The following is a 16,199-nucleotide window of genomic DNA, read 5'->3' as shown; positions in this document are numbered from 1 at the left end:
ACTGTAAATTGAAAAAGTGTGGTGTTTTTATGGAAAGTTTATCAATATCAAGTCTGGAAAATATGACGTTAAAAGAGCTTTATGCCCTTGCAAGAGAGTATAAAGTATCCTACTACAGCAAACTGACGAAAAAAGAGTTAATTTTTGCGATTTTAAAAGCACGGGCAGAGCAAGAAGGGTATTTCTTTATGGAAGGCGTGCTCGAAATCATCCAGTCGGAAGGATTCGGATTCCTGCGCCCGATCAACTACTCCCCAAGTTCGGAGGACATTTATATTTCTGCTTCGCAAATCCGCCGCTTTGATTTAAGAAACGGCGATAAGGTTTCCGGCAAAGTCCGGCCGCCGAAAGAAAACGAACGTTATTACGGCTTGCTGCATGTGGAAGCGGTAAACGGCCAAAACCCGGAAACCGCTAAGGAACGGGTTCATTTTCCGGCTCTGACGCCGCTTTATCCGAACCGGCAGATTATCCTTGAAACGGCTCCCGAAAAACTGTCCACCCGGATTATGGATTTAATCACCCCGGTTGGTTTCGGACAGCGCGGTTTGATTGTGGCGCCGCCGAAAGCCGGTAAAACGATGCTGCTGAAAGAAATTGCCAACTCTATTACCGTGAACCATCCTGATGCGGAATTGATCGTTCTGTTGATTGATGAACGGCCGGAAGAAGTAACAGATATTGAACGTTCCGTGCATGCGGATGTCGTCAGCTCGACCTTTGACGAAGTGCCGGAAAACCATATCAAGGTTGCGGAACTCGTATTGGAAAGAGCGATGCGCCTTGTCGAGCATAAGCGCGATGTCGTCATTTTAATGGACAGCATTACGCGCCTCGCACGCGCCTATAACCTTGTGATTCCGCCGAGTGGGAGAACGCTTTCAGGCGGGATTGACCCGGCTGCGTTCCATCGTCCGAAACGGTTTTTCGGGGCGGCACGTAATATTGAAGAAGGCGGCAGCCTGACGATTTTGGCCACCGCGCTGGTCGATACCGGTTCACGCATGGATGATGTGATTTATGAAGAATTTAAAGGCACCGGGAACATGGAGCTCCATCTTGACCGCTCCCTCGCCGAAAAGCGCGTTTTCCCGGCCATCGACATCCGCCGTTCCGGTACAAGGAAAGAAGAACTGCTGCTTTCGAAAGACCATCTCGAAGTACTGTGGGCGATCCGCAAATCGATGTCCGATTCTCCGGATTTTGTCGAAAAATTCTTGCGCAAGCTGAAACAATCCAAAACAAACGACGAGTTTGTGGAAATGATCAAAGCAGACTTGAAAGTATCATTGTCAAGGCGTGTAATATAAGGAAAAATAAGGAAGAACTTTTTTTCAGGCAGTGATGTTGCATTTCCACTCCGGACTTGTTATAATAATGGCAGTGTGTTTGTGAAATTTTACAGGGCGTGTCCCGTAAAACAATAGAACTCTGTTTCGCAATGACTCAGGGCTGAAGGAGATGAAAAGCATGAAACCAGGAATTCATCCAGAATACAAAAAAGTAATGGTCAAATGTGCGTGCGGCAACGAATTCGAAAGTGGTTCCGTAAAAGATGAACTGCGCGTGGAAGTATGTTCCGAATGCCATCCATTCTATACAGGACGCCAAAAATTCGCGACTGCTGACGGACGTGTTGATCGCTTTAATAAAAAATACGGACTTAAATAAAAGAATCCATGAAAAACAGGCGATGCGTTTGCCTGTTTTTTTTATGGGATGCCGGTTTGCCCGGACGGATTTTTCAGGTCTAAAAACCATATTTGTTGAAATAAGGAGCGGGGATGATGGCACAGCTATTTTTCAGATACGGCGCAATGAACAGCGGCAAATCGATTGAAATCTTGAAAGTCGCCCATAACTATGAAGAGCAGAATAAACCGGTTCTCATCTTTACATCGGGCATCGATACGCGCGATGAAGAAGGCTATATTTCGAGCAGAATCGGCTTGCGCAGGAAAGCGATCCCGATTTACGATGATACGGATATTTTTGAAATGGTGAAAGGGTACAATCCCGCGCCATACTGCGTCCTGATCGACGAAGTCCAGTTTTTGAAAAAAAGGCATGTGCTGCAGCTTGCCCGCATTGTTGATGATTTGCATATCCCGGTAATGGGGTTCGGCCTTAAAAATGATTTTCAAAATGAGCTTTTTGAGGGCAGCAAGTACATGCTTTTGTATGCCGATAAAATCGAAGAAATGAAAACGATCTGCTGGTTTTGCGAACGGAAGGCGACGATGAATTTGCGCGTCGACGAGAACGGGAAGCCGGTGTATACAGGGGACCAGATCCAGATTGGCGGGAACGACACGTATTATCCTGTTTGCCGCAAATGCCACGACCATCCGCCGCTGTGACGGCATGTGATGCATAAATAAACCTCCATCCGAAGGGAAACCTACTGGAAAAGGAGGTTTTTTTTATGGCAAAACAGCTGATTTTCCTCTGCTTAATGATGGTGCTTTCAGGTTGCACGGCCCAAAGCCGGACCCGTGAAGCTGCGCCGGATCGCATTGAAACGAAGCCGTTAAGCACGGCGGATACGCAAAAGGCAGGGCAAAGAAACGGGAATGCTGGTGGGGCAGCTGCTGTAAATGCGGATATCGAGAGGGTGCGGGAAGCGGTTTGGAAAATGGACAGTGCTGTCCCCCATTCGGTATATGTGAACGGGAAAGATATGTGGGTCAATGTCCATACGGAGGAACAGCTGAACCACAGGGAAAGAATGAAAAAAGCGGCGGACATCCGCAGCCGGCTTTTGAAAGTGGCGCCCCGCTACGACATTCATGTCCGAATAGACGTGAAATAGGAAAAGGCGTTTCAGCAGCGTTGCTCCCATGTTCCGCTTTAAGTTTCCCCGTGCGTATACTATAATAAATTTGTTATGTCTGAAGGGCGGGTTTTGCTGTTACCGGAATGGGAATACGTTGTGAAATGAGGTGGGGTTCGATGTTCGATCGGTTGCAGGCCGTGGAAGACCGGTACGAAAAGCTGAATGAGTTGTTAAGTGATCCTGAGATCGTCAATGATCCGAAAAAACTGCGGGAGTATTCGAAGGAGCAGTCGGATTTGCAGGAAACCGTGCAGGTGTACCGTGAATATAAAGAAGTGCAGAAACAGCTCCGGGATGCAAAGTCGCTTCTGTCGGAAAAACTCGATCCTGAAATGAAGGACATGGTGAAAGAAGAGATCCATGAACTCGAGTCAAAAATCCCGGAATACGAAGAACGCCTGAAAATTTTGCTTCTGCCGAAAGACCCGAATGACGAAAAAAACGTCATTGTGGAAATCCGCGGGGCTGCCGGCGGGGATGAGGCCGCGTTGTTTGCAGGCGACCTGTACCGTATGTACACGCGTTATGCCGAATCGCAAGGCTGGAAAATCGATGTGATTGAAGCCAATGTCACGGGGATCGGCGGGTACAAAGAAATTGTTTTCATGGTGAACGGCAAGGGCGCGTATTCAAAATTGAAGTTTGAAAACGGGGCCCACCGGGTGCAGCGTGTGCCGGAAACGGAATCGGGCGGGCGTATCCATACGTCTACGGCAACGGTTGCGGTTTTGCCGGAAGCGGAGGAAGTCGAAGTGGATATCAATGAAAAAGATATCCGCGTCGATACGTTTGCATCAAGCGGGCCGGGCGGGCAAAGCGTCAACACGACGATGTCGGCTGTGCGCCTGACCCACATTCCGACCGGGATTGTTGTGTCCTGCCAGGATGAAAAATCGCAGATCAAAAATAAAGAAAAAGCGATGAAAGTGCTGCGTGCCCGCATTTATGATAAATTTCAGCAGGAAGCGCAGGCGGAATATGATGCCAACCGGAAATCCGCCGTTGGAACGGGGGACCGTTCCGAGCGGATCCGTACGTACAATTTTCCGCAAAACCGTGTGACAGACCACAGGATCGGATTAACGATCCAAAAGCTTGACCAGGTGCTTGATGGCAAACTCGATGAAATCATTGATGCCCTTATCCTTGAAGACCAGTCAAAAAAACTGGAGAGTGTGAATGGCTGATGGAAAGGAACATAAAAGTGTATGAAGCCTTAAAGTGGTCTTCTTCTTTTTTAACGGAAAACGGCCGTGACGCGAATGCGGGTGAACTTTTGCTCGGGCATTTTCTGGATATGGACAGAACCCGCCTGCTTTCCAACTTGCGGATGGCTTTGCCCCCGGATGCGGAGGTGAAGTTCCGGCAAGCGGTAGAAGCCCATGCAAAAGGGGTTCCGGTCCAGCATATCACAGGCTACGAATACTTTTACGGCCGGAAATTTCTTGTCAACCGGGATGTGCTCATTCCGCGCCCGGAAACGGAAGAGCTGGTGCAGGGCGCAATCGGACGGATCCGCCGCCATTTCGGGGAAACAAAAGGGCTTACATTGGCAGATATCGGGACAGGCAGCGGCATTATTGCAACCACAATTAAATTGGAGTTGCCAAAGCTTTTTGTGTACGCATCCGATATTTCGGAAAAAGCGCTTGCCGTCGCTGAAAAAAATGCTGAAGCCCTGCATGCGGATATTCGGTTTGTGCACGGGGATCTGCTCCAGCCGTTCATGGGCAGCAAAAAATTGGACATAGTGTTATCCAATCCGCCGTATATCCCGGAAACGGACCGCAGCTCGTTATCCGTTGTGGTGCGCGATCATGATCCTGAAACGGCCCTGTTTGGCGGAGAAGACGGCCTTGCATTTTACCGGCGCTTGGTGGAAACCTTGCCGTATGTTTTAAATAAGCGGGCGCTCGTCGGTTTTGAAATTGGTTCAGGCCAGGGGGAACGCGTTTCCTGCCTGCTGCGGGATACGTTCCCGGAAAGCGTTGTGGAAGTGGTCCGCGATCTCAACGGCCATGAGCGGATGGTATTTTGCGAAAAAAATTAGATTTTTTTCAGATTCATAGTTTAAAATCCCCTGTTCCTGCCCACAATGGGAATACGAAGGGACGGGGAGAAGAAAATGAAAAGAAAAACAGTGGTATCATTGTATATTTTCATGTTATCGATCGCAACGATCATCAGTTTATATGCACCGAAACAAAAAGCGGCGGAGGCTGAAACCATCGTCATTCCGAAAGACGCGATCCGGCTGCGGATTCTGGCAAACAGCGACAAGCCGGAAGACCAGGGGGTAAAACGGAAAATCCGCGATGAAGTGAATGCGAACATTGCCAAATGGGTGGACCACTTAACGTCCAAAAAAGAAGCGGAAAAAGTCATCCGCTCCCGCTTGCCGGAAATTGAAAACATTGCAAGAAGGGTGATGGCGGAAGAACATCTGAACGAACCGGTCAAGGCAGAACTTGGAAAGGTCGCCTTTCCGACAAAATTATACGGCCAGTACTTATATCCGGCCGGGAAGTATGAAGCAGTTCTGATTACGCTTGGGGAAGGCAAGGGCGCCAATTGGTGGTGCGTCCTGTATCCGCCCCTCTGTTTTCTCGATTTTTCCAACGGCGTTGCAACAAGTAGCGGGGGTGAAGAAAAGAAACCGGAAACAAAGAAGGTTGCGGCTTCCAATGCCGGCACAAAACCTGCGGAAGAGGCGGCAGCTGAAAAAGTGAACCGGAAACCGCACGAAAACCAGGCAGGGGCACAAGACCGCGGAACCAAGCAGCCAGCCGGTGAAACAGCAAACCGCAACGGCTCTGTTTACGCCGGCGATGATGGCGGGGTGGAGAAAAAGCTGCTGATTGTGAAAGTGATCAAGGAACTGTTTTAACATTTTTCGCCCGGTTTGTGGAAAAGCCGGACAAACGGGCTGGAACGAAGTCGGGTTATCAACAAAATGCAAAGTATTATCCACAAGATGTGGATAATACTTGTTTCATTTTTCAAACTTTTGTATCCTTGCCGGGAGAAAACTTGATAAATAAATATCCTGGCAAGGCCGATGATTGGATGGAGAAAGGTGAAAAGGATGGAAACAAAATACTGGGTTGTGGATAAAACTGTGGAGAATTCCGGGTCTTATCCACAACTTGCAGAAGCAGCACAGTTACTGAAAGAGAAGCAGACAGTCGCTTTTCCGACTGAAACGGTATACGGTTTAGGAGCCGATGCAACAAGCGATGAAGCGGTGGATAAGATTTTCAAGGCAAAAGGAAGGCCATCCGATAATCCGCTGATTGTCCACATTGCGGAGGAAAAGCAGCTGGAAGAATTGGCGGAAGAAATACCGGAAACGGCGAAAGTGCTGATGAAAGCTTTTTGGCCGGGCCCGCTTACGCTCGTTGTAAAGGTGAAGAAGGGGGCATTGTCCAAAAAGGTGACGGCCGGGCTGGACACGGTCGGGATCCGCATGCCCCGGCATCCGGTTGCACTGGCGCTCATCCGCCTGGCCGGGCTGCCGATTGCCGCCCCGAGCGCCAACCGGTCCGGCAAGCCGAGCCCGACATTGGCCCGCCATGTCCGGGAAGATCTTGCCGGTAAAATTGCCGGGATTTTGGACGGGGGAGAAACGGGTGTCGGAGTGGAATCGACCGTGCTCGATGTGACCGCGGAAGTGCCTGTGATTTTGCGCCCGGGCGGTGTTACGAAAGAACAGCTCGAAGAATGGATCGGAAAAGTCAGGCTTGATCCGGGGCTTAAGGGGACCGGCGCCCGGCCGAAAGCGCCCGGCATGAAATATACGCATTATGCGCCGAATGCGCCGGTTTATCTTGTGGACGGCAGCACGGCTTTTATGCAGCAAATGATCGATGCACACCGGAAAAAAGGGGAAGTAACAGGGGCGATTGTGACGGAAGAAACATCCGGTGAAATCCGTGCTGATGTGGTCGCGGTGTGCGGCAGGCGGTCATCCCTTGAGACCGTTGCCCGGCACTTGTATGATACACTCCGATCATTTGATGCGCAAAAAGTGGACGTGATATTTTCTGAAATTTTCCCGCGTGAAGGCATAGGCCGGGCGATTATGAACCGGCTTGAAAAAGCAGCGGGGCATCGTTATGTAAAAGAAAAGGATGTTCAGTAACTCCGGACGTTTCCAAACCACCCTTATCACTTGGTCTTGCTTCATTACGGATTGTGTGCGCGGGAGGGGGGGTGCCGGGAGATCTGCGGCTTCTAAAACACCCCGGACGTGCATAAGTTGGAATAGGCACGTCCAAAGGGGGAAAAAGAATGGCAGTCCTCGCAGAAATGGTAACTTTGGCGATCATGGCTCTGGCGCTCGGCATGGATGCTTTTTCGGTAAGCCTCGGCGTGGGCATGATGCAGCCCAGACTGAGGCAAATCTTTTACATAGGTTTAACGGTCGGCATTTTTCATGTGTTGATGCCGGTTCTCGGTGTTTTTGCGGGCCATCTTCTCTCCCATACTTTTGGCCTGTTTGCCCAGTATATTGGCGGCATATTGCTTGTTATCATGGGGATACAGATGATTGTATGGGTCTTCAGAAAGGAGGGGGCACAAGCTGTCAGCCCGTCCGGACGGGGAACGATGCTGTTTGCGTTGAGTGTAAGCCTGGACAGTTTTTCTGCCGGGCTATCACTTGGCATTTTCGGCGTGCGGACTGTTGCTGTTATGATTTGCTTCGGTGTTGCTGCTACTTTTTTAACCTGGCTCGGCCTTTTGATCGGCAGGAAATTCCAGGGTTGGATCGGGGTGTACGGCGAAGTGCTCGGGGGAACGATCCTCGTTGTTTTTGGACTGAAATTGTTGTTTTCTATTTAGAAAAGCTGGTTTCAATTTTCCGGCTTTTTTTATCTATCTATAGATTAACCTTGTAATTAAGGTCTTTTTTACTATAATAATAGTAGATTTAAAAGTTCAGGATAGGAGGACAGCTTTTGAATATCCTTTTTGTTTGCACCGGGAATACATGCAGGAGCCCGATGGCGGAGGCCATTTTAAAAGCGAAACAGCTGCCGGGCATTGAAGTGGAATCAGCCGGCCTTTTTGCGCCCGAGGGTGAAGACGCTTCTGTCCATACCTACGAGGTGCTGAAAGAAAATGGAATCGATTTCCGCCACCACGCCCGGAACCTTTCGGAGAATTTGGCGGGTTGGGCTGACGTGATTCTTACGATGACGTCCGGGCACAAACAGGCAGTGGCAGCACGGTATCCGCATGCCCGCAATAAAACGTTTACCATCGCGGAGTATGCCGGAAGCAGCGGGGATGTACCGGACCCGTACGGCGGCAGCCTGGATGCTTACAGAGAAACTTATCAACAATTGCATGCATTGATCAATCGTTTGATTAAAAACAGGAAAACGGGAAACCAGGGGCGGGTGTGACGGATGGAAAAGCGAAGCTACAGATTCAGTTTAACGAAGAAAATTGTATTGTTCGTAACCGGGCTGTCTTTTATTACATATTCGGCAAGCGGTCTTTTCATTTATTTTATCTATCCGTTTTTTTCAGACTGGATAAAGCTGCCGTGGTTTATTGTCATTACACTTGCATTGGGGATTATCTGGTCCGGGATTTTAAGCTTTTTCGGTTCATTCCTGATTGCAGGCCCGATGCGCAAGCTGGAAGATGCAGCACTTAAAGCAAGCCGCGGGGATTTAAGAGATGAAGTCCCCGTGCCGAAATCGGGCGATGAAATCGAGTCGCTCGCAGCTGCTTTTAATTCCTTGCTTTCGAATTTGCGGGAGACGGTTGAACAAATTGATGCAAATGTGGAACGCACCAAAGAAAGTGTATCGGAAATATCGGAAAAAACAGCACTGGCTGCGGGCCAGGCGGAACATGTAAACAAGACGGTTGAAGAGATTTCACTTGGCGCCGAGCAATCCGCGGCTGCTACCCAATCTGCGGCTGACCTGGTTGAAAAAACTTATCAGCTTGCATCCGAAGTCCGCGGGAAAGCGGATACTTGCAAAAAATCTTCTGACCACATGCTGAGCGAATTAAAGACGAGCAAAGAGACAATGGACTCGCTTATTTCAGGAGTTGAAAAACTGGCGAAAGAAAATACCATTTCGCTGGAAGCCGTGCGGGGCCTTGCGGAAGAAACGAAGAAAGTGGAGGGGATCATTTCTTTTGTCGGCGAAGTTGCGGCGCAAACCAATTTGCTGGCGCTGAACGCCTCTATTGAAGCGGCACGCGCCGGGGAATACGGGCGCGGGTTTGCGGTGGTCGCAAATGAGGTCCGGAAGCTTGCAGATGAAAGCGCCCAAGCCGTCCAAGGCATTACCGGGATGATCCAGCACATTGAGCAGGAAGGCACCCGTGTAGTCGAACAAATTACAGCGCAGGTTCAAAAAGCCAATGAAGAAGTGTCCAGAGGGCAAAAGGCCAATGAAGCGATGGACAGAATGGCGGAATCGATCCATTTGGTTGCGGGGGCGGTTGATCAAATTGCCGGCATGGCCAAAAACCAAATGGATGCGATTCACGAAGCCTCAAGCCAGTCGCAGGAAGTGGCGGCCATTACCGAACAGACTTCTGCCGGGGCAAAAGAAGTGACGGCAATTACGAATGAGCAGGCGCAGAACATGGAACTGATTGAAAGGCTTATCGCGCAGCTCGAGCAGGATGCGGAGAAATTAAAAGGGAGCACCCGCCGTTTTCATATCCGGTGAGGTTTTCGCCCGCCTGGTTTTGGACAGGAAGCACCGGTTTTGGCTGGAAGAAGCGCGGCAATTCCGGTTGCGCGCCGGGAAATTCCGCGTAAAGGTGCCCTGAAGATAAGGGCAGATGCGGGACATGCGGCCGTTGCCTAGCATTTTCCCGAAAACGGCGGGCGTTTTAAGCGGCCCGGACATTCGGCTGCGGCGCTTTATTTTCTTTTTCGCCGTTCTGTGCCACAATAGAATCAGATGCATGAAGGAGGGGGGAAAACATGAAAGTTGCATTGGCTTCAGATCACGGCGGTAAGCGCCTCAAACAGGAAATTGCCGGTTTGCTTCAAGATCTGGGTGTGGCGTACGAAGATTTCGGATGCGATTGTGAAGGGTCGGTTGATTATCCAGATTACGCGCTTCCGGTTGCGGAAAAGGTGGCAAAAGGGGAATTTGACCGTGCGATCCTCATTTGCGGCACCGGGATCGGGATGTGTATTTCCGCCAATAAAGTAAAGGGCATCCGTTGCGCGCTTGTGCATGATGTCTTCAGCGCGAAGGCTACAAGGGCCCATAATGACAGCAATGTCCTCGCCATGGGAGAGCGGGTCATCGGCCCGGGGCTTGCCTGTGAAATTGTGAAAGAATGGCTCGGAACGCCGTTTGAAGGCGGCCGCCATGCACGCAGGATTGAGAAAATCGCGCAGTATGAACAAAAATAACAGAGGTGTTTTTGTTGCAATCAGATCCGGCACGTTTGGAGGAACAGTTGGACCGCATGCTGGATGAATTTTTCCGGCAGGCGCCAATGAAAAAAGGACAGGTTTTTGTTGTTGGATGCTCGACATCTGAAGTAACCGGGAAAAAAATCGGGACAGCCGGGGCAATGGACATTGCCGCAATCATTTATGGCGGCGTACAGAAGTTTGCACGCCGGTTCGGGTTCCAACCGGCATTTCAATGCTGTGAACACCTGAACCGGGCGCTTGTGGTTGACCGTTCGCTTGCCGATGAAAGGGGATGGGAAGAAGTGGCGGTCGTGCCTGTCCGGAAGGCGGGCGGCGCGATGGCTGCGTATGCATTCGCCCATATGGAAGATCCCGTTGTCGTCGAATTCATCCGCGCTGATGCGGGCATCGACATTGGGGACACTTTGATCGGCATGCATTTAAAGCATGTTGCCGTCCCTGTAAGGGTTTCCGGAAAAGAGCTGGGGAAAGCCCATGTTACATTTGCCAAAACGCGGCCGAAACTGATCGGCGGCGTGCGGGCGGTTTACGAAAAAGAACAGCCGGAATAAGGGACCATCCGTACTGCCCCGCATGTTGTGTGCGGGGTATGTTTTTTTCTTCTTGTTAAAAAAATGGACAAAATTTGCAAAGCATTATGGTAAAATAAAAAAGAATATGAAAACGATCTTGAGGGGGTACCGAATTGAGCCATATTGCAAATCAAGACAAGGAAGTTTACGAGGCGATCCGGCAGGAATTGAACCGGCAAAGAAACAAGATTGAACTCATTGCCAGCGAAAATTTTGTCAGCGAAGCAGTGATGGAAGCACAAGGTTCCGTTCTGACCAACAAATATGCGGAAGGGTATCCGGGGCACCGGTATTACGGCGGGTGCGAATATGTGGATATCGTGGAAAACCTTGCGCGGGAGCGGGCCAAACAGCTTTTTGGCGCCGAACATGTCAATGTCCAGCCGCACTCCGGCGCACAGGCCAATATGGCGGTTTATTTCACCATTCTGGAGCACGGCGACACGGTGCTTGGCATGAATTTGTCCCACGGCGGGCATTTGACACACGGCAGCCCGGTCAATTTCAGCGGCATGCAGTACCATTTTGTGGAATACGGTGTGGATAAGGAAACGCAGCATATTGACTATGAAGATGTGCTGGAAAAAGCGCGCGTACATAAGCCGAAACTGATTGTCGCAGGTGCAAGTGCATACCCCCGCACGATTGATTTTAAAAAGTTCAGGGAAATTGCGGATGAAACAGGCGCCTATTTAATGGTGGATATGGCGCATATTGCAGGGCTTGTGGCTGCAGGGTTACATCCGAACCCGGTGCCGTATGCGGATTTTGTCACGACCACAACGCATAAAACCTTGCGGGGACCGCGCGGCGGCATGATTTTATGCAAAGCGGAATTTGCAAAGAAAGTGGACAAGTCGATTTTCCCGGGGATCCAGGGCGGCCCGCTTATGCATGTAATTGCTGCCAAAGCCGTCGCTTTTGGAGAGGCGCTTACAGACGGGTTCAAAACCTATTCACAAAAAGTGGTGGACAACGCAAAACGGCTGGCGGAAGGACTCCAAAAAGAAGGATTTGACCTTGTATCCGGCGGGACAGACAATCACCTGATTCTCATTGATTTGCGTTCTTTCGGGATTACCGGGAAGGATGCGGAGAAGGTGCTCGATGATATCGGCATCACGGCCAATAAAAATACGATTCCGTATGACCCGGAAAGCCCGTTTGTAACAAGCGGTCTCAGAATCGGTACCCCTGCAGTCACAACAAGGGGATTCGGCCTGGAAGAAATGGATGAGGTGGCGTCCATTATCGGATCGGCATTGAAAAATCCGGATAACGAAGCAGTCTTAAAAGAAGCGGCAGAACGCGTCCGGCATCTTACGGAACGCTTCCCGCTGTACGCCGGCCAAAACTGAGCAGGCGCATTTTAGCGCCCGCTTTTTCCGGACGGATAGCTGGCTGGTGCACTTCCAATGCGGCATAAAAACGAACCGGCAAAAAAATTGAACAGGAAGGCCTCGTAAACCGCGGGGCCGGTCCTTTCGCCTGGCCTCAGGATTTTCTTTTGGCTTTCCTTGAGATTGGGCGCTTTTTTCGTGTAAAATGGTTGGGGTAAGCATTTGCCGAACCTGATACCAACCTTTAAAGGAGAGAATTCATTTGAGTACACTTCATGTCATTGACCACCCGCTGATCCAGCACAAGTTGACGTATATCCGCGATAAACATACGGGGACAAAAGAATTCCGCGAACTTGTCGATGAAGTTTCGACTTTGATGGCATTTGAAATTACCCGTGATATGCCGCTTGAAGAAATTGAAATTGAAACGCCAGTCTGCAAGGCAAAATCAAAAATTTTATCCGGCAAAAAAATTGGCATTGTCCCGATCCTGCGTGCGGGCCTGGGCATGGTAGACGGCGTGCGGAAACTAATCCCGGCTGCAAAAGTCGGACATGTCGGCCTGTACCGCGATCCGAAGACACTGACGCCGGTTGAATATTACATAAAACTTCCAAGCGATGTAGAGGAACGCGATTTTATCATTGTGGATCCGATGCTGGCTACAGGCGGTTCTGCCGTGGATGCGATCCAGTCCTTAAAACAGCGGGGTGCAAAAAACATTAAATTCATGTGCCTGATTGCATCCCCTGAGGGCGTGGAAGCCGTGCAGAAAGCCCATCCGGACGTTGATATTTATACAGCAGCCCTTGATGAGAAGCTGAATGAGCAAGGGTACATTGTGCCGGGTCTCGGAGACGCAGGGGACCGCCTGTTTGGGACAAAATAAAATGTATGGATGCGCTTAGTGTTTTACAATTTTGTTAACCCGTCAGAAACAGGCTGGTAAAAAAATAAAAAGGGTCTATAATAACGGTATGTTTTCGGTATAGAGATGAATGCCAGGCATGTAAACGATTGGAAAAGCAGCGCAAGCTTACGCCGGTGTACGGTGTTTCCTTCCTGTTCCGGGAAGCGGGATGGCCATTTTCCGAAAAAATAAGTTCTAATGACTATATCAAGGAAACTCCTATTGACATTGGATAAGCGCTATTGTATGCTAAAAAAGTGTACATAATGAGAAGGTTTTCATGAGGTTGGGATTCTACTATTAATATGCCGGAAATGTGAAAAACCAGTAAAGCCGGGGCTGCAGGCTGTTCGTAACCTTAACAAATTGCAAGTTTTGGTTAAGAATGTTGCGATTTGCTAGGTGAGGAAGTGACATACCGCTTTCCTGCTGTGCTGCAAACGATCGGCGTCCCTTGTCAGGAGTGTTTAAGGCATGCCGGAACTTCTACGTATTTACAAAAGACAGCGCAAGTATTTGGTGATTCTTTTGTGCCTTTATTTGGCGGGGGCGATGTTTCCCGGTTACCGTTCTGTTTTCCTCGGGCTTTTGCTTGGCACAACTGTCAGCCTCTTTAACTTATGGCTTATGGTGAAGAAAACAATGGCTGTTACCGATGTTTCTCCGGGCAAAAAAAGGATCTCGCTCGGTACCGGGATGAGAATGGCGGCTGCCGTACTCGCGGTAGCGGTGGCGCTCCGTTTTCCGGATTTGTTTCATCTATTGGCTGTAGTGATTGGCATAATGACATCTTATCTCGTCATTATGATAGATTTTTTTGTAGGTTTGCTTCAACAAAGAAAAAAGTAAAGTGAGGTGAGTTTCGGTGGAACATAAGCAACCGATAGTCGAATTCATGGGGTTGTATTTTAACCTGTCCAACGTCATGATGATTACTGTCTCATCCTTGATCGTGTTCATCATTGCGGTCATCTCAACAAGAAAGTTGGCGTTGAAACCTACAGGCATGCAGAATTTTATGGAATGGGTCATGGATTTTGTCAGAGGGATCATTAAAAGCAATATGGACTGGAAAACCGGCGGCGTCTTTCATATTCTGGGCCTAACATTGATCATGTATATCTTTGTTTCCAATATGCTCGGATTGCCGTTTATGGTTGTTTATGATCATTATTCCTGGTGGAAGTCACCTACTTCCGACCCGGTTGTTACCCTTACGCTGGCCGTTCTGGTCATGGGCCTGTCCCACTTTTACGGTGTCAAAAAGAGAGGGTTTGGCGGATATCTGAAAAGCTATGCTGAACCGTTATGGTTTTTGGTCCCGATTAACCTGATCGAACAGTTTGCCAACACGTTAACATTAGGGCTCCGGCTTTACGGGAATATTTATGCCGGCGAAGTGCTGCTGTCGCTGCTTGCGGGCACTTTGGCGATGCATACAAACATTTGGGGGACAATCGGAGCGATTATTCCGACCCTTGTATGGCAAGGATTTTCCATTTTTGTCGGCACGATCCAGGCATATATTTTTACCATGTTAACAATGGTTTATATTTCTCATAGGATTGCCCATGAGGAATAACCATTTCTATATTTTTGAAAAATCATCTATTTATATATTCCAAAGGAGGAAATCTTATCATGAGTTTGGGTATTCTTGCAGCAGCAATCGCGGTTGGTTTGGCAGCATTGGGCGCCGGTATCGGCAACGGCCTTATTGTCGGTCGTACAGTTGAAGGGATCGCAAGGCAGCCGGAAGCACGCGGCCTTTTGCAGACAACAATGTTTATCGGCATTGGCTTAGTTGAAGCTCTTCCTATCATTGCGGTTGTTATCGCATTTATTGCACTGGGAAGATAAGGAACATGTTGACGGCGAAGCGGATTCTAAGAGACCTTCGCCTTTCCTTTATGGTTTAGCCGGGAACAGCTGTAGTTTCGGTTATGAGCGGTTCAGGGCAATCATTTTTGAACCATTTTGCTTCTTTTTTTGGTAAAAGGTGCGAAAGAATGTTTTAAGAACGTGTGGAAGGGAGTGAACCCGGGTGTCCCAGACTGATTTAGTACTCGGATTTGTGCTAGGGAAGCTCAACACAGGCGATATTTTATTCCAGGCCATTGTGTTTGTTGTGTTGCTTCTGCTATTGAAAAAATTTGCTTACGGCCCTCTAGTTGAAATGATGAGGAAACGTGAGGAACATATTGCAAAAGAAATTGAAACGGCGGAAAAAAACCGCGAAGAAGCAGCCAGGCTTTTGGAAGAACAGCGCAAGATGCTGAAAGAAGCACGTGTTGAAGGCCAGAATTTAATTGAAAATGCAAGGAAACAGGCAGAAGTGCAGCATGATGATATCGTTGCAACAGCGCGCCAGGAAGCAGAACGCATGAAAGATGCTGCCAAAGTTGAAATCGAACAGGAAAAAGCGAAAGCTGTTGCTGCTTTGCGTGAACAGGTAGCATCCTTGTCCGTGATGATTGCCTCTAAAGTGATTGAAAAAGAAATTTCCGAGAAAGACCACGAGAAATTCATACTCGATTCTATTAAAGAGGCAGGAGAAATGAAATGAGTAATGAGGCGGTAGAAAAACGGTACGCTTCGGCACTTTTCGAGCTTGCAAAAGAGCACGGGCAGCTTCAAGAAATCGAAAAAGAAGTCCGGGCGGTAAGAGAGGTTTTTGAGGAAAACGAACCGTTCCGAAAGCTCCTTAAATCTCCGAAATTGACGATAGAAAAGAAACAAGAAATCCTTAAAAACATTTTTTCTGGATTATCCACTTTCACTTTGAATTTGTTGTTGCTCTTGACTGAGCGGCACAGGGACGAGCTCATCCCGAGGGTATGCCGTGCTTTTATTGAACGGGTGAATGATGAACGCGGTATTGCAGATGCACTTGTCTACTCTGCTCGCCCGCTTTCTGCTGACGAGAGCAAAGCGATATCCGAAGTATTTGCCAAAAAGGTCGGAAAGCGGTCTTTAAACATTGAGAATATCGTGGATGACGGTCTGCTGGCCGGATTAAAGATTAGAATCGGCAACTCTATTTTTGACAGCAGTTTGCGCGGAAAATTGGAACGTCTTGAAAAAACATTAATCAGTTAAGTGAGAAATG

Annotated in this window: 20 protein-coding genes; all 20 read left to right on the top strand. The window is 48.9% G+C overall.

Translation table 11 applies throughout. From position 1 onward, the window contains the following. The first annotated feature begins 29 nt into the window (after window positions 1-29). The 20 genes from rho (at window position 30) to NSU00_RS14845 (ending at window position 16,189) form a co-directional block, all read left to right on the top strand. Window positions 30-1,310 (top strand): transcription termination factor Rho, encoded by a 1,281-nt coding sequence (gene rho, locus NSU00_RS14940; RefSeq protein WP_328013754.1) that lies wholly within the window; start codon window positions 30-32, stop codon window positions 1,308-1,310. Between the two features lie 160 nt (window positions 1,311-1,470). Further along, window positions 1,471-1,671: a 50S ribosomal protein L31 gene (rpmE, locus tag NSU00_RS14935; RefSeq protein ID WP_013860746.1), complete on the top strand. Its 201-nt coding sequence runs from the start codon at window positions 1,471-1,473 to the stop codon at window positions 1,669-1,671. A gap of 116 nt (window positions 1,672-1,787) precedes the next feature. Further along, window positions 1,788-2,360 (top strand): thymidine kinase, encoded by a 573-nt coding sequence (locus NSU00_RS14930; RefSeq protein ID WP_029142835.1) that lies wholly within the window; start codon window positions 1,788-1,790, stop codon window positions 2,358-2,360. 65 nt (window positions 2,361-2,425) lie between these two features. After that, entirely contained in the window at window positions 2,426-2,812 is a 387-nt protein-coding gene (locus NSU00_RS14925; RefSeq protein WP_013860744.1) for a hypothetical protein, read from the top strand. A 140-nt stretch (window positions 2,813-2,952) separates the two neighbouring features. Further along, window positions 2,953-4,023, top strand: a complete 1,071-nt coding sequence (gene prfA, locus NSU00_RS14920) for a peptide chain release factor 1 (RefSeq protein ID WP_013860743.1) — start codon at window positions 2,953-2,955, stop codon at window positions 4,021-4,023. An 11-nt stretch (window positions 4,024-4,034) separates the two neighbouring features. Next, window positions 4,035-4,886, top strand: a complete 852-nt coding sequence (prmC, locus tag NSU00_RS14915; RefSeq protein ID WP_340703934.1) for a peptide chain release factor N(5)-glutamine methyltransferase — start codon at window positions 4,035-4,037, stop codon at window positions 4,884-4,886. A gap of 75 nt (window positions 4,887-4,961) precedes the next feature. Then, on the top strand, window positions 4,962-5,723 hold the full coding sequence (gene spoIIR, locus NSU00_RS14910) for a stage II sporulation protein R (RefSeq protein ID WP_340703095.1): 762 nt from the start codon (window positions 4,962-4,964) through the stop codon (window positions 5,721-5,723). 198 nt (window positions 5,724-5,921) lie between these two features. Then, window positions 5,922-6,977, top strand: a complete 1,056-nt coding sequence (locus tag NSU00_RS14905) for an L-threonylcarbamoyladenylate synthase (protein WP_340703193.1) — start codon at window positions 5,922-5,924, stop codon at window positions 6,975-6,977. A 149-nt stretch (window positions 6,978-7,126) separates the two neighbouring features. Next, the gene (locus tag NSU00_RS14900; protein WP_340703094.1) at window positions 7,127-7,678 is read left to right on the top strand and encodes a manganese efflux pump MntP; all 552 of its coding nucleotides are present in this window, start codon (window positions 7,127-7,129) and stop codon (window positions 7,676-7,678) included. 116 nt (window positions 7,679-7,794) lie between these two features. Further along, window positions 7,795-8,244, top strand: coding sequence for a low molecular weight protein arginine phosphatase (locus tag NSU00_RS14895; protein ID WP_081106229.1), 450 nt, complete (start codon window positions 7,795-7,797; stop codon window positions 8,242-8,244). A gap of 3 nt (window positions 8,245-8,247) precedes the next feature. Then, window positions 8,248-9,537 carry a methyl-accepting chemotaxis protein gene (locus NSU00_RS14890; RefSeq protein ID WP_013860737.1) on the top strand — a complete coding sequence of 430 codons (1,290 nt, stop codon included), beginning with the start codon at window positions 8,248-8,250 and terminating at the stop codon, window positions 9,535-9,537. A 260-nt stretch (window positions 9,538-9,797) separates the two neighbouring features. Beyond that, window positions 9,798-10,238, top strand: coding sequence for a ribose 5-phosphate isomerase B (gene rpiB, locus NSU00_RS14885; RefSeq protein WP_013860736.1), 441 nt, complete (start codon window positions 9,798-9,800; stop codon window positions 10,236-10,238). Between the two features lie 14 nt (window positions 10,239-10,252). Further along, complete coding sequence (locus tag NSU00_RS14880) at window positions 10,253-10,816, top strand: TIGR01440 family protein (protein ID WP_041819525.1); 564 nt, start codon at window positions 10,253-10,255, stop codon at window positions 10,814-10,816. A 134-nt stretch (window positions 10,817-10,950) separates the two neighbouring features. Next, window positions 10,951-12,195: a serine hydroxymethyltransferase gene (gene glyA / locus NSU00_RS14875; RefSeq protein ID WP_013860733.1), complete on the top strand. Its 1,245-nt coding sequence runs from the start codon at window positions 10,951-10,953 to the stop codon at window positions 12,193-12,195. A gap of 244 nt (window positions 12,196-12,439) precedes the next feature. After that, window positions 12,440-13,069, top strand: a complete 630-nt coding sequence (upp, locus tag NSU00_RS14870; RefSeq protein WP_013860732.1) for a uracil phosphoribosyltransferase — start codon at window positions 12,440-12,442, stop codon at window positions 13,067-13,069. Between the two features lie 495 nt (window positions 13,070-13,564). After that, the gene (locus tag NSU00_RS14865) at window positions 13,565-13,939 is read left to right on the top strand and encodes an ATP synthase subunit I (protein WP_017553097.1); all 375 of its coding nucleotides are present in this window, start codon (window positions 13,565-13,567) and stop codon (window positions 13,937-13,939) included. A gap of 16 nt (window positions 13,940-13,955) precedes the next feature. After that, the gene (gene atpB, locus NSU00_RS14860; protein WP_014096761.1) at window positions 13,956-14,672 is read left to right on the top strand and encodes a F0F1 ATP synthase subunit A; all 717 of its coding nucleotides are present in this window, start codon (window positions 13,956-13,958) and stop codon (window positions 14,670-14,672) included. A gap of 65 nt (window positions 14,673-14,737) precedes the next feature. Next, complete coding sequence (gene atpE, locus NSU00_RS14855; RefSeq protein WP_026104500.1) at window positions 14,738-14,950, top strand: F0F1 ATP synthase subunit C; 213 nt, start codon at window positions 14,738-14,740, stop codon at window positions 14,948-14,950. Window positions 14,951-15,134: 184 nt separating this feature from the next. Continuing rightward, the gene (gene atpF / locus NSU00_RS14850; protein WP_017553095.1) at window positions 15,135-15,656 is read left to right on the top strand and encodes a F0F1 ATP synthase subunit B; all 522 of its coding nucleotides are present in this window, start codon (window positions 15,135-15,137) and stop codon (window positions 15,654-15,656) included. Further along, window positions 15,653-16,189 carry a F0F1 ATP synthase subunit delta gene (locus tag NSU00_RS14845; protein WP_017553094.1) on the top strand — a complete coding sequence of 179 codons (537 nt, stop codon included), beginning with the start codon at window positions 15,653-15,655 and terminating at the stop codon, window positions 16,187-16,189. Before atpF ends, NSU00_RS14845 begins: the two co-directional genes overlap by 4 nt. The last annotated feature ends 10 nt before the right edge of the window (window positions 16,190-16,199 follow it).

This window comes from Weizmannia sp. FSL W8-0401, from assembly GCF_038009125.1.
Lineage (GTDB): Bacteria > Bacillota > Bacilli > Bacillales > Bacillaceae_C > Weizmannia > Weizmannia coagulans.
The sequence above is the reverse complement of the archived record's forward strand: the minus strand, read 5'-3'. Positions and strand labels throughout refer to the sequence as shown.

What these genes read in the sequence shown, in the direction of transcription:
- NSU00_RS14900 (WP_340703094.1), top strand. Translation starts at nt 7,127, where the DNA reads ATGGCAGTCCTCGCAGAAATGGTAACTTTGGCGATCATGGCTCTGGCG.
- NSU00_RS14905 (WP_340703193.1), top strand. Translation starts at nt 5,922, where the DNA reads ATGGAAACAAAATACTGGGTTGTGGATAAAACTGTGGAGAATTCCGGG.
- NSU00_RS14925 (WP_013860744.1), top strand. Translation starts at nt 2,426, where the DNA reads ATGGCAAAACAGCTGATTTTCCTCTGCTTAATGATGGTGCTTTCAGGT.
- rpiB (WP_013860736.1), top strand. Translation starts at nt 9,798, where the DNA reads ATGAAAGTTGCATTGGCTTCAGATCACGGCGGTAAGCGCCTCAAACAG.
- spoIIR (WP_340703095.1), top strand. Translation starts at nt 4,962, where the DNA reads ATGAAAAGAAAAACAGTGGTATCATTGTATATTTTCATGTTATCGATC.
- rpmE (WP_013860746.1), top strand. Translation starts at nt 1,471, where the DNA reads ATGAAACCAGGAATTCATCCAGAATACAAAAAAGTAATGGTCAAATGT.
- NSU00_RS14930 (WP_029142835.1), top strand. Translation starts at nt 1,788, where the DNA reads ATGGCACAGCTATTTTTCAGATACGGCGCAATGAACAGCGGCAAATCG.
- NSU00_RS14865 (WP_017553097.1), top strand. Translation starts at nt 13,565, where the DNA reads ATGCCGGAACTTCTACGTATTTACAAAAGACAGCGCAAGTATTTGGTG.
- NSU00_RS14845 (WP_017553094.1), top strand. Translation starts at nt 15,653, where the DNA reads ATGAGTAATGAGGCGGTAGAAAAACGGTACGCTTCGGCACTTTTCGAG.
- NSU00_RS14890 (WP_013860737.1), top strand. Translation starts at nt 8,248, where the DNA reads ATGGAAAAGCGAAGCTACAGATTCAGTTTAACGAAGAAAATTGTATTG.
- prfA (WP_013860743.1), top strand. Translation starts at nt 2,953, where the DNA reads ATGTTCGATCGGTTGCAGGCCGTGGAAGACCGGTACGAAAAGCTGAAT.
- rho (WP_328013754.1), top strand. Translation starts at nt 30, where the DNA reads ATGGAAAGTTTATCAATATCAAGTCTGGAAAATATGACGTTAAAAGAG.